Annotated in this window: 12 protein-coding genes and 1 pseudogene; 9 read left to right on the forward strand and 4 right to left on the reverse strand. The window is 62.2% G+C overall.

Features of this window, described 5'->3' with window-relative positions; translation table 11 throughout:
* The first annotated feature begins 116 nt into the window (after window positions 1-116).
* Complete coding sequence (locus ARADN35_RS0104945) at window positions 117-749, forward strand: TetR/AcrR family transcriptional regulator (RefSeq protein WP_010459662.1); 633 nt, start codon at window positions 117-119, stop codon at window positions 747-749.
* A gap of 20 nt (window positions 750-769) precedes the next feature.
* Window positions 770-1,216 (forward strand): annotated as a pseudogene (locus ARADN35_RS25920) (IS3 family transposase); the annotation flags it as partial.
* Window positions 1,217-1,619: 403 nt separating this feature from the next.
* On the opposite strand, the gene ARADN35_RS27205 reads toward ARADN35_RS25920, so the two are convergent.
* The 3 genes from ARADN35_RS27205 to ARADN35_RS0104960 form a co-directional block, all read right to left on the reverse strand.
* Entirely contained in the window at window positions 1,620-2,012 is a 393-nt protein-coding gene (locus tag ARADN35_RS27205) for a GFA family protein (protein WP_010459666.1), read from the reverse strand.
* 209 nt (window positions 2,013-2,221) lie between these two features.
* On the reverse strand, window positions 2,222-2,956 hold the full coding sequence (locus ARADN35_RS0104955; RefSeq protein WP_010459669.1) for an NADPH-dependent F420 reductase: 735 nt from the start codon (window positions 2,954-2,956) through the stop codon (window positions 2,222-2,224).
* A gap of 115 nt (window positions 2,957-3,071) precedes the next feature.
* Window positions 3,072-3,830, reverse strand: coding sequence for an SDR family oxidoreductase (locus tag ARADN35_RS0104960; protein ID WP_010459671.1), 759 nt, complete (start codon window positions 3,828-3,830; stop codon window positions 3,072-3,074).
* A 116-nt stretch (window positions 3,831-3,946) separates the two neighbouring features.
* On the opposite strand from ARADN35_RS0104960, the gene ARADN35_RS0104965 reads away from it, so the two are divergent.
* The 5 genes from ARADN35_RS0104965 (at window position 3,947) to mutS (ending at window position 9,357) form a co-directional block, all read left to right on the forward strand.
* Window positions 3,947-4,543, forward strand: coding sequence for a TetR/AcrR family transcriptional regulator (locus tag ARADN35_RS0104965; protein ID WP_010459673.1), 597 nt, complete (start codon window positions 3,947-3,949; stop codon window positions 4,541-4,543).
* 357 nt (window positions 4,544-4,900) lie between these two features.
* On the forward strand, window positions 4,901-5,104 hold the full coding sequence (locus ARADN35_RS0104970) for a hypothetical protein (RefSeq protein ID WP_010459675.1): 204 nt from the start codon (window positions 4,901-4,903) through the stop codon (window positions 5,102-5,104).
* 126 nt (window positions 5,105-5,230) lie between these two features.
* Window positions 5,231-5,449 carry a helix-turn-helix domain-containing protein gene (locus ARADN35_RS0104975; protein ID WP_029413336.1) on the forward strand — a complete coding sequence of 73 codons (219 nt, stop codon included), beginning with the start codon at window positions 5,231-5,233 and terminating at the stop codon, window positions 5,447-5,449.
* A gap of 18 nt (window positions 5,450-5,467) precedes the next feature.
* Window positions 5,468-6,730, forward strand: coding sequence for a site-specific integrase (locus tag ARADN35_RS0104980; protein WP_029413339.1), 1,263 nt, complete (start codon window positions 5,468-5,470; stop codon window positions 6,728-6,730).
* 5 nt (window positions 6,731-6,735) lie between these two features.
* Window positions 6,736-9,357, forward strand: a complete 2,622-nt coding sequence (gene mutS / locus ARADN35_RS0104985; protein WP_010459679.1) for a DNA mismatch repair protein MutS — start codon at window positions 6,736-6,738, stop codon at window positions 9,355-9,357.
* Between the two features lie 73 nt (window positions 9,358-9,430).
* On the opposite strand, the gene ARADN35_RS0104990 is transcribed toward mutS, so the two are convergent.
* Window positions 9,431-10,639, reverse strand: a complete 1,209-nt coding sequence (locus ARADN35_RS0104990) for an alpha/beta hydrolase family protein (protein ID WP_244265845.1) — start codon at window positions 10,637-10,639, stop codon at window positions 9,431-9,433.
* Window positions 10,640-10,958: 319 nt separating this feature from the next.
* Between ARADN35_RS0104990 and ARADN35_RS0104995 the strand changes: the two genes are divergently transcribed.
* Window positions 10,959-11,786, forward strand: coding sequence for a proteasome-type protease (locus ARADN35_RS0104995; RefSeq protein WP_010459683.1), 828 nt, complete (start codon window positions 10,959-10,961; stop codon window positions 11,784-11,786).
* A 64-nt stretch (window positions 11,787-11,850) separates the two neighbouring features.
* Entirely contained in the window at window positions 11,851-12,663 is an 813-nt protein-coding gene (locus ARADN35_RS0105000; RefSeq protein ID WP_010459684.1) for an alpha/beta fold hydrolase, read from the forward strand.
* Window positions 12,664-12,668: the final 5 nt, after the last annotated feature.

Below are 12,668 nucleotides of genomic sequence, written 5' to 3' on the forward strand. Positions count from 1 at the left end.
TTGAATGTACATTTGACACTTTGAAATATCAAGTGATATCTGAAATGGAGCGCAACTTGTGTCCAGAAGCACGCCCCTGCAGTCGATATCCAAAGTTCATGTGATATGTTTATGGCATGAGCCCCACGACAGCAAGAAGGCGCCTGACCCGCGAGGAAAGTCGGGCGCAGACGCGCGAGCGCCTGATCGACACTGCGCAGCAATTGTTCGTGTCGAACGGGTATGGGGGCGCGTCGATCCGCGACATTGCGGACAAGGCGGGCTACTCCCAAGGCGCTTTTTATTCAAATTTCTCGAGCAAGGAAGACGTCCTGCTGGAGTTGCTGCGACGGCACATGGAAGCGGAAGCAATGCAGCTTTCCACGGTCATGGGCAAGGACTCGCAACAGCCCGATCAGATGTTGGCCGAATTGGACGCCTGGGCTTCCACGCTCAATCAAGATGCCGACTGGTGCATGCTTTCCATCGAACTGCAGTTGCATGCCAATCGCAGCCCGACGTTCGCTGCGGAGTACCAGAAGGTGTGGGACAAACACCGGTCCGAGATCGGCGGCGTGATCGGTCGGTTGTTCGAAAAGCTGGGGCGTGCTCCTCCGGCAGCACCGGATGAACTGGCCGCTGCTTTCATGGCGCTTTCACATGGGCTGGCACTGCAAAGGACCACTGATCGCCTGCATCCGTCCGGACGCATGATCATGGTGTTCCTGCGTGGCTTGATAGCAAGTGCGAATAGTGAATCGCCCGGCTGAGCTAGACACTTTCGAGCCTCAAGCCCTACCTGTCGCCCCTCATCGATTGCCTCGATGGCATGGTGGTGAGCTGGACCATCGGAACCAGTACAGACGCCGAGCTTGTCAACACAATGCTGGATGCTGCCACCGAGAGGGTGACAGAAACCGGCGACTGACCGGTGGTCCACTCCGACCGCGGGGGCCACTACCTCTGGCCAGGCTGGCTATCAAGAATGAGCGACGCGAACCTCACTCGCTCGATGTCTCGCAAGGCATGCTCCCCTGACAACGCAGCCTGCGAGGGGTTCTTCGGTCGGCTGAAGAACGAACTGTTCTATCCTCGGGACTGGAAGAGCGTCACCCTTGCGCAGTTCATTGAGGCAGTCGACGACTACATCCGCTGGTACAACGAGAAGCGGATCAAGATATCCCTTGGCTCACTCAGTCCCATCGAATACCGAGAGAGCCTTGGACTCACGGCATAAAACCAGTCCAAGTTTTTATCCGCACCCCCAGCTGGTCAAGATTGCATCGGCACCAACAGTGTAGGTACGGATTCAAATATTGTCACGGCATCGATCAAGGCGATAGTTTCAGGCGTTACGCGGGCAACTGAGCGCGAGCCTATTCAGGAGCACAAATGAAGAGCCCAGAAGCTCGATCACAACTGACGCAATCGCCAAAAGACCCATCAGAAGGGTTCAAGCCCCAATGGATTGGATAACGCGCGAACTCAAAAGCTGGCTTTTGGTGTGCCTGAGGAGATCCCCGTAGCTTATCCCCACAGTCCTCGAAACGGTTCAGCCTGTCCGGTACGCGACTAGCCAATTCCCGGTTTGGAGATCCGGATTGAGCATTGATAGTTCAAGGGATTCGTGCAGACCCTCCCTAGCGTTCCGCGAACTGTGGCAAGCCGTCGTGTATCTCGTCCCACTCAGCCTTCGAGGCGACGAAATAGTGCGCCGTGGGCGGTGTCGGCAGCGGCGTATCGAGCGTCCCCAGCCGCAAGCGCACTACATCCGGCATCGCATCGCGGCGACTGATGATCGGCGAACCGCAGTTGGAGCAGAAGATGCGATGAACGCCTGGCGAAGAATCGAATGCCTTCAGCGCCGACTCGCCCTTGATAACGACGAAGTCAATGGCTGCAACAGGTGCATTGGTCGCAAATGCGGTAGCGGTCGCTTTGCGACAGAGAGAGCAGTGGCAATAGATCGCCGCGCCAAGTTTGCCGCGAACTTCGTATCTCACTGTGCCACAGAGACAACTGCCTTTATGCATAGAGGCTCTCTTTCTTGAATTTGAGAAACGTTAATAGGCCACCGCTGTCGGCTACCAAGCCGTTCGCGGCAGCGGCGTTGGCGCCGCTCTCTTCGACCTGACACTGAGGCCTGCTGCGTCTAGATCAATGCACGCCCTTGAGGACGCAGCAAGCGGGTTAAGTGCTGGGCTGCTGGCCACAATCGGGCTCTAAACCCGATGGCCTATTTTCAGCTTGATACCTTGCGATTGAAGGCGACCATCGCTTCACGTTCGTACGGCAAGCTCCCTTCGATGAATGCCTGCGTGATGAGCGCAAGATTGCGAGGAGAGCGAGACTTGTCAGCAGACAAAAGCGCGTTCGTCACGCCTGCTGCATCGAGTTCGGTGCAATAGGCGGGCGCTCCCGGTTGGAAGCGCCAGGAATCCGATAGCGGTCCAGCATCGACGGCATCGAAGCCGGTTTCGCTGACAAGACCCGATACCACGGATTTCGCAGCGATATCATCGCCACCGATCGGTATGGCCAGTCTGGAAGCGGAGCCACCTTTCGATCCGCCGTCGGACAGAGTGAAGGACAGGAGCGCGTTCCAGGCTTTCACCAGAGGCCTTCCGATCTGCTCGCTGCTCCAGACGGTTTCCAGCTTTCCTTCGTCTACCTCTTCGATCCTGCCGTCCCGCACCGGATAGTAGTTGGACGTGTCGACGACGATAACGCCCGCCGGCACATTGGCAAGCACCGGCGCAAGTTCCGGATTTCGAGCAAACGGCACGGAGAGGATGATGACCTCGACATCCTTGACCGCTTCGTCTCGCGTGACGGCAGCGATTGCCGTACCGTCGACGATGTGCTTGAGGGTTTCTGGCCCCTTCGAATTAGCCAGCTTCACGTTATGGCCGGCGTCTACCAATATCCGGGCTAGCGTTGCGCCGATATTTCCTGCTCCGATGATTCCGATTTTCATAATTACTCCTGATTCGTCTTGAGGGCACCTGAGCTGCGTGCAGCCAGGCTGAGCAACGACCGCGCCGTGCAAGGGGCTCGGCGCTCGGGCCTTGCGGGAAGTCCGATACGATCGGTCAGCTGCGCGGGCCCTTCATGGTCGAGAACATGGTCAGCAGATTGCTGTACGCGCCGTTGGCCACCGCATCGCGTATGGGCTTGGCGTGCTCCACGACAATTTCTTGCGCCTGCGGAGTGGCTTGCAGGAGGGCCATGGCCTCCGAGAGGAAGTCCTCCAACGGCATGGCCTGTTCGGACTCCTGCTGGCCCAAAAGAGTTGTCCGAACGCCCGGTGGCACGATCTCTATCACCTGGACCGACGTGTCGGCAAGCTGGACACGCAAAGCCTCGGTGAACGAGTGGACGGCGGCCTTGGTTGCGCTGTACGTCGGCGTGGCGGGAAAGGGGACAAAGGCCAACGCCGAGGAGACGCTCAGGATGGCTGCGTCGGCCTTCTTCGACAGTTGCGGCAAGAAGGCGTACACCATCCGAATCGAACCGAGCAGGTTGGTCGCTATCGTGTCCTCGGCAATTTGGAGGGAGCCGGGGTCGCGCACATCTTCCCAGTGCATGATGCCGGCGTTGTTGATCAGGACGTTGAGTTCTGGGTAGCGGGCGGCGATTGCTTCGCTTGCGCGGGTGATGGATGCGCCATCAGCGACATCGAGCACGACTGCTTCAATTCCCGGGTGGTCGGTCGTGATCTGGTCGAGCAGTTCCTTGCGTCGGCCGGCGACGATCACCTTGTTGCCGGCCTTGTGGAAGCGTAGGGCCAAGCCAAGTCCAATGCCAGAAGTGCCGCCTGTGATCAGGATGGTATTGCCAGAGGTCTTCATGTGTTTTTCCAGATGGGTGTAAGGGGTAAAATGCTAAACGGACAAATATCCGTTAAAACGAATATTACCGGACAATTGTCCGATAGCCAAATTAGCCCTTCACGGGAGGAGGACAAGTGGGACAGCAACAAAAGACGGATCGCCCTGCACGCGCCGACGCGCTACAAAATCGCGAACGCATCCTGACGGTCGCACTTGCGGAGTTGGTCCGCTCGGCAGACGTGCCGCTGAGCGCAATTGCCAAGAAGGCTGGCGTCGGACAGGGAACCTTCTATCGGCACTTCCCGACGCGAGAGGCCTTGGTCATGGAGGTATATGGCTTCGAGATGTTGCAAGTCGCAGAGTTTGCAGAGCATCTACTTGAGACTCGCCCTCCCGACCAAGCATTGCGGGAGTGGATGAATCGACTTGCCGAATACGCCATGACCAAAGCTGGCTTGGCCAATGCAATCCGCGAGGTGTCGTTCATGCGGGACTGTCATGAAAAGTCGGGCTATGCCCCTGTGATCGCTGCGGCCCAATTGCTGCTCGATGCCAATGAGAAAGCTGGAACCATCCGCGCCGGCGTCACCACGGACGACTTCTTCCTGGCAACTGCGGGTATTTGGCAGATCGATTTCAATGGCGAGTGGCAACCGCGACTTGCTTGGCTCATAGACTTCGTCATGGCGGGGCTGCGAGCGGGCGCGCCGTCAAGACCTGTTTCTCAGTAGGTGTTACCCCAGCATGTCTGCGCCTCATCTCAGCCCACTCGATTAAGGCCTGCATCGACGGCCCAAGCGCGTAGCCCATATCGCTAGCCAGCTTACCCAGCCATAGTTAGGCGCACTCTAGGCGGAAAGCAATTCATCGTGGCGGTACCGCGACAATTGGCTACGGCATTACGGGGGTCAACGAGCAAGATTGTCATACGAGCAGAGACGACAATTTCGGCAGCCTTCCCACGCCCGTCTGCGCCTATGTACGCCCACGCGGGTTTTGCGTTTGCACACCGCTTCGGACAATTTGACCTAAACAAGGCCGCCACTCTCCCCTGCTTCGACGGTCTGCCTTGAGCGGAGGTCATCGACATGCGCAATGTCAGCCAATGGATACTTATCAAGCGCTTCGCTGAGATCACCGGCTACAGCGAAAACGCCGTGCGACACAAGATCAAAGGCGGCGTCTGGATCGAAGGGCGCGTCTGGCGCAAGGCGCCTGACGGCCGAATTTTCGTGAACGTGAACGAGTTCGAGCGATGGGTCGAGAGTGAACCTCACGCCGCCGCCTTCTAGCCCCTCGAAGACGCAACGCTTTTGGCGAGTGCCGAGAGATCAGTATACGCTCAATGAGCGTATACTGATCTCAACACAATTTTCACCGGCCGCACATGGCGGCACGGGTTCTTGTCATCGGCACCCATGATCGCCTCGAAGCCGCAAAGCTCCACGCCAGCAGCCATACGCGAAGCCCGGCTTGCCGCAGGCCTCACGCAGACAGAGGCTGCGCAAACGGTACGGGCGTCGCTCCGCGGATGGCAGCAATGGGAAGCAGGTGACCGGGCGATGCCGCCCGGTTTGTTCGAGCTGTTCATGCTGAAGACCGGGCAATGGGCGCTTGGCGACGAAGCGGGGCACTGAGTAGCGAGGATCAAAGACATGGCGGGCGCAGCAGCAACCAATACAGGTTTTCCCGGTGTGGAGGTACACGGCAAGTCGATCCGTGTCGCCTTTATGTACAAGGGCGCCCGCCATCGGCACACGCTCGGCATCGAGCCGACCCGCAACAACATCAAGCACGCCGCCGGCTTGCGCAGCGCAGCGCTCTTCGCGCTGAAGTCCGGCAACTATAACGAGACTGAGTTCTTCCCGCATTCGCGTGCGGCCGAGAGCACGACGGCCAGCAAGCGTGTGGGCGATCTGTGCGAGCGCTACAAGCCACTCAAGGCCGTAGACATCACACCAGAGACGCAATCGCGCTACGAAGTCGCACTCGACATCTGCGTGGCGACGCTGGGCCGCAATCGCCTGGTCGACTCATTACTGCCCGAAGACATTCAGAAGTTGCGTGCGGATCTGATCGTCACACGCGCCGTCTCCACGGTGAACCACTACCTGGCCACCTTCGCCGGTTTTCTGTATTGGTGCGAGAACAACCATTACTGCGGCGAACTCGGCAAGCACTGTGTGCGCTTTACCAAGAGCAGCAAAGACCCAGACCCGCTGACCTACGAGGAATACCTTACGCTAATCGAGAAGGGCTGCCTACATCCAATGGACGAGGCCGCCGTGACGGTGGCCGTGTACACCGGTTTGCGCCCGGGCGAGTTGCTCGCGCTGGCCGTCGAGGATGTCGCGCCGGACTTCAGCAAGATTACCGTGCGTCGCTCGATCACGCAGTCTTCGACGTTCAAGGTGCCCAAGACGAAGAAGGAGCGAACCGTGCTGCTGCAGCCGCCAGCGCGCGCAGCTCTAGAGACGCTAATCGCGGACGCGAATCAACGCGAGCCTGCCGACTTGACCGTTTGGCTGAACCGCCACGAATCGCGCGTCGACCGCGTGCGGGTGCTGCTATCGCCGAAGACGCAAGCACGTAAGACGGTCGTCAACGACTACTTTGTGCCGAGCGCCTGGAACACCAAATGGGCCACCCTGATTCGGCGTGCGGAGATTCGGCCACGCCCGCCCTACCAGACCCGGCACACCTTTGCCTGCTGGAACCTCACGGCACGAGGCAACCTAGCCTTTATCGCCAACCAGATGGGGCACAGTGACTACTCCATGCTCGTTACCGTTTATGGTCGATGGATAGATACAGAGTCCCCCAGAGAGTTGGAGCGCATCTGGGAGGGCATGCAAAACATGGCACAAATTGCCCCAAATTTACCCCAAAAAATACAGATAGAAGCGCCAAGCTATTGATTTACATGGAAAAAATTGACGCTTCTTCGCATACCCCCATGATGCAGCAGTACCTGGCCCTCAAGGCCGGGTATCCCGAGACGCTCCTGTTCTACCGCATGGGTGACTTCTATGAGGTCTTCTGGCAGGACGCAGAAAAGGCGTCGCGCCTGCTCGACATCACGCTCACCCAGCGCGGCCAGTCGGGCGGTCAGCCCGTGCTGATGGCGGGGGTGCCGTTCCATGCGCTGGAGAACTACCTGGCGCGCCTGATCAAGATGGGCGAGTCGGTGGCCATTGCCGAGCAAGTGGGCGAGGTCGGCGCGGCCAAGGGGCCGGTGGAGCGCAAGGTGGTGCGCGTGGTCACGCCCGGCACGCTGACCGATACCGAGCTGCTGTCCGACAAGTCCGAATCGCTGCTGATGGCCGTGCACCAGGCCCCGCGCGCGCGCTGCGGCCTGGCCTGGCTGAGCGTGACACAGGGCCGCGTGTTCCTGGCCGAATGCGCGCACGACGAACTCGGCGCCTGGCTGGCCCGCGTGGCGCCCAGCGAGCTGATCTACAGCGCGGGGGTGACCGAACGCTTCGAGCAACAACTGCAGGTGCTGCGCCAGGGTGGCGCCTTCACCTGCCCCATGAGCCCCCGGCCCGACTGGCAGTTCGACAGTGCCTTGGGCGAGCGCAAGCTGCTTGAAAATCTGGGCGCCGCAAGCCTGCAGGCCTGGGGTGCGCAAGACCTGGGCGAGGCCCACGCCGCCGCCGCCGGGCTGCTGACCTATGCCGAACACACGCAGGGCCGCACGCTCACCCACGTGCACAGCGTGCAGGTGCAGCGCAACGACGACCTCATCGACCTGCCCGCCACTACTCGGCGCAACCTGGAACTCGTCAAGACCCTGCGCGGCGACGATGCGCCCACGCTGTTTTCGCTGCTCGACACCTGCATGACTGGCATGGGCAGCCGCCTGCTCAAGACCTGGCTGCTGGAGCCGCGCCGCGACCGCGCCGAGGCGCGCCAGCGCCTGTCGGCCACCACCGCCCTGCGCGGTGCGGGCGGCGCCGGTGGCGGCAGTGGCCCCTGGGCCTTGCTGCGCGGCGAACTCAAAGGCGTGAGCGATGTGGAGCGCATCACCGCCCGCATCGCCCTGCGCCAGGTGCGCCCGCGCGAATTGGTGGGACTGGGCAAAACGCTACAAAAAGCAGAGCTACTAGCGCTTAATGGACAAGCGCTGGAGCCCTATTTGATTCAAATTTTTGGTCATCTGCAGCCGCCCGAGGGCTGCACCGGCCTGCTGCAGGCCGCCATCGCCGAGGAGCCCGCCGCCCTGGTGCGCGACGGCGGCGTGATCGCCAACGGCTTCGACACCGAGCTGGACGAGTTGCGCGCCATCCAGACCAACTGCGATGCCTTTCTGCTGGACCTGGAAACCCGCGAGAAAGCGCGCACCGGCATCCCCAACCTGCGCGTGCAGTTCAACAAGGTGCACGGCTTCTATATTGAAGTGACCGGCAGCCACCTCGACCGCGTGCCCGACGACTACCGCCGCCGTCAGACGCTGAAGAACGCCGAGCGCTTCATCACACCCGAGCTGAAAACCTTCGAGGACAAGGCCCTGTCGGCCAACGAGCGTGCCCTGGCCCGCGAGAAGTGGCTGTACGAACAGATCCTCGACCAGCTCCAGCCCCATGTGCCCGCCCTCACCCGCCTGGCCCAGGCGCTGGCCACGCTGGATGTGCTGTGCACACTGGCCGAGCGCTCGCTCACGCTGAACTGGTGCGCGCCGCAGTTTGTGCCCGAACCCTGCATCGAGATCGACGGCGGCCGTCACCCGGTGGTCGAAGCCCGCCTGGCCGAGACATCCAGCGGCAGCTTCATCGCCAACCATACGCGGCTCAACGCCAACACGCGCATGCAGGTCATCACCGGCCCCAACATGGGCGGTAAATCGACCTACATGCGGCAGGTGGCGCTCATCGTGCTGCTGGCCAGCATGGGCAGCCATGTGCCCGCCGCCAGCTGCCGCCTGGGGCCCATTGACGCCATCCACACCCGCATCGGCGCGGCCGACGACCTGGCCAACGCGCAGTCCACTTTCATGCTGGAGATGACCGAGGCTGCGCAAATATTGCACGCCGCTACGCCCCACAGCCTGGTGCTGATGGACGAGATCGGCCGGGGCACCAGCACGTTTGACGGCCTGGCCCTGGCCAGCGGCATTGCCACGCACCTGCACGACAAGACCCGCGCCTTCACGCTGTTTGCCACGCACTATTTCGAGCTGACGGACCTGCCCGCCAAGGCGCGCCACGCCATCAACATGCATGTGAGCGCTACCGAGAGCGGCACAGACATCGTGTTCCTGCACGAGATCCAGCCCGGCCCGGCCAGCCGCAGCTACGGTATCCAGGTGGCCAAGCTGGCGGGCATGCCCTCGCCCGTGCTGCACCACGCAAGGCATGCGCTGGCGGCGCTGGAAGAGCGGGCGGGTGAAGATGAATTGCAGGTGGACCTGTTCGCCGCGCCCGCGGTGCCTGAGAGCGCGGGCGCCAGCCCGCTGGAAGCTGCGCTGGCAGGCATCAACCCCGATGCGCTGAGCCCGCGCGAGGCGCTGGATGCGCTCTACCAGCTCAAGAAGATGGCGGGCTGACGCAGCAACACAAACCCCACCGCTGGCGGGCGAAGGACGACCACCGTCCCGCGCCGCAGCCGACCTGTCCGGCTCAAAGGTCCTGCGCCACCGGCGCCAGCTGCCCCAGCATGAAGGTGATGAACGGCGGCACACATTGCAGGTGCCCTGCCACCGGTTGTGCGCGGCACTCGGTCAGGCTGACCAGGTCGCCCGCACCGCGGTCCTGCATGGCGCGCACGGTGCTGACCGAGCTGGCGTAGGGCACGGTGCGGTCATCGCGGCCGTGGTACAGGCGTACAGGCACGTTGGGTTTCCAGTCGTAGACGTTGCTGGCACTGGCGAGGGCCAACACGTCGTCGGCCAGAAAGTAGTCGATGAAGCGCGTGTCATAGGCCACGTCGGCATCGCCCGGGATCAGCGCACGCAGCAGCAGGCGGCGCACCTCACGCTGCACGCTGCTGCCCAGATGGTGCAAGAAACCAGGGTTGATGAGTGCGCCGATCACCGGCTGTTCTTGCCGTACCAGGTCCACCAGGCCATCCATGGTGGTCTGCACGTTGTAGGGCCCCGCGCCCGCCACCACCATGCGCAGCTGCTGCAGATGGGGCGATCCGCCCGCCTGCAGCGCGCGGTGCGTGGCCATGGTGACGTAGCCGCCTTCCGAGTAGCCAGTCAGAAAGAGCTGGCCGTTGTCCGCCACGTTGGCCTGGCCGCGCCAGGTGCGGGCGGCGGTCAGAAAATCCGCTGTGGCGGCGGCCGAGGGCGCCGCCAGCAGATAGGGGTGGGGTGTGCCCTTGGAGGCCCCAAAACCCACGTAGTCGGGCGCCAGCACGATATAGCCCAGTGACGCGAGCACCACCGACACCTCGGACGCCACCGCGTTGTTGCTGGGCGCCTCGGCGTCCCGGAAGATGGTGCCGTGCTGGTAACTGAGCACCGGGCTCTTGGCGCCGGCAGGCTTTTGTGGAACGCTGACCAGCCCCGAGGCGCGCACCTCCTTGCCGTCGGCATCGGCAGTGAGGTATTCGATCCGGTAGGAGGTGACGCCGTAGCGCGGCACCACGTCCTGGGCCAGCGACTCCTTCGCGGCCAGGGCTGCGGCGATGCCAGCGGCCGGCACCGTGCCAAGCAGGGCGGCGGATTCGAGCTGGCCGGAACGCACCGGTGCGGGGGGTGGTGCCGGAGGGTTGCCCCCATCGCCGGGGTCTTCTGCGCCGCCCCCGCCGCAGGCCGCCAGCAATACAACCAGGGCCAGCGCGCAGGCGCGGCGGGTTGCAGACAAGATCAGTGGGTTCAACACGGCAAGGCCCCTCCAGGTGAAGCGACGGATGATAGAAGCGGCGGACATCCGCCGCCTGGCCCGGGAGGAATAGCCCTTTGACCCCGGCGATGGACGTCGCCTTGCCCGCCGCTGCGGCCTAGGACAGCCGCGAACGGCTGGGATCAACTATTCTTGATAAAAATGGCCTCTAGCGCTTATCTGCAAATCATTTATTGCTATTAATTTTGATTATCCTCCATTGAACACTGGATGGCCGTCCCGCACTACCTCCTGCGGGGGTGTTCCCACGCCGGACTAAACTCGCGGGTTCCCCTCTTCCAACGACCCCACTCCGCTCATGACGTATTGCGTCGCCATCAAACTCAACGCCGGGCTGGTTTTCCTGTCCGATTCGCGCACCAATGCCGGCCTGGACCAGATCAGCTCTTTCCGCAAGATGATGGTCTACGAGAAGGCGGGCGACCGCTTCATGGTGCTGCTGTCGGCCGGCAACCTGTCCATTTCACAGTCGGTGCGCGAGATCCTGCAGACCGAGCAGCTCAAGGACGGTGATTCGGGCGAGACGATCTCGATCTGGAACGCCAAGAGCATGTTCGACGCAGCCCGCGTGCTCGGTGCTGCGGTGCGCCATGTGCACGAACGCGACGGCGCGGCACTCAAACGCTCGGGCGTGGACTTCAATGTGTCCATGGTGTTCGGCGGCCAGATCAAGGGCGAGGGCATGCGCCTGTTCCAGGTGTATTCGGCTGGCAACTTCATCGAAGCGACCTCCGAGACGCCTTACTTCCAGGTGGGCGAATCCAAATACGGCAAGCCCGTGCTCGACCGGGTGCTCACACCCGAAACCCCGCTGGACGAAGCGGCCAAGTGCGCACTGGTGTCCATGGACAGCACGCTCAAGTCCAACCTGTCGGTGGGCCTGCCGCTGGACCTGGTGGTGTACGAGGCCGACAGTTTCTCGACCTCGAAAGTGGTCTGCATCGACGAGAACAACCCCTACTTCCGCATGTTGCACGACAGCTGGGGCCAGAAGCTGCGCCAGGTGTTCGACAGCATCGAAGACCCGGCCTGGGGTGGGGGCGCAACCACCGTACCCATCATGGTGAACCCGGCCCGCAGCAAGCCGCTCAAGAAGATCACCAACCACACTGACAAGCTGATCTGATTCCTCTGACGGCGGGGTTCGCTCTGCCGCCTTACCTGCAACCTGGTCCCCCGCCGGTCCCCCCATGCTCCCCATTGTTTTCTCGCACGCCAACAGCTTCCCGGCCAGCACGTACCGCGTGCTTTTCAAGCACCTCAAGGCCCGGGGGTTCGAGGTCAGCGCGGTGGAACGCTACGGACACGACCCCAAATACCCGGTGTCCAACAACTGGCCGCACCTGGTGCAGCAGCTGGCGGACTTCGCCACACCCCAGGTGGAGCGCCTGGGCCAGCCCGTATTCCTGGTGGGGCATTCGCTGGGCGGCTTTCTGAGCGTGATGGCCGCAGCCCGCCACCCCCACCTTGTGCGCGGTGTGCTGTTGATTGACTCGCCCCTGCTGGGCGGCTGGAAGGCCAACGCGGTCGATGTGGCCAAGCGCACCCAGGTCGTGGGCTCCATCTCGCCGGGCAAGGTGAGCCGGCAACGGCGCTTCAGCTGGGCCAGCAACGAAGAGGCGCTGGAACACTTCCGCAAGAAGAAGGCTTTTGCGCACTGGGACCCCGAAGTGCTGGGCGACTACATCACCCACGGCCTGATAGACCACGACGGCAAGCGTGTGCTGGGGTTTGACCGCGCGGTGGAAACCGCCATCTACAACACGCTGCCCCACAACCTCGGGCGGCTGCTCAGCGCCCACCCGCTGCAGTGCCCCGCCGCCTTCATCGGTGGGCGCGATTCGGACGAGATGCGGCAGGTGGGCATGGCCATGACGCTGCGCATCACCGAGGGACGCACCATGATGCTGGACGGCAGCCACCTGTTTCCCATGGAGCAACCCGTGGCCACGGCGGCGGCCATTGAGGCGGCGCTGCTCAATCTGGCGGCGCTGAACCCTTGAACAGG

This window comes from Acidovorax radicis N35, assembly GCF_000204195.1.
Lineage (GTDB): Bacteria > Pseudomonadota > Gammaproteobacteria > Burkholderiales > Burkholderiaceae_C > Acidovorax > Acidovorax radicis.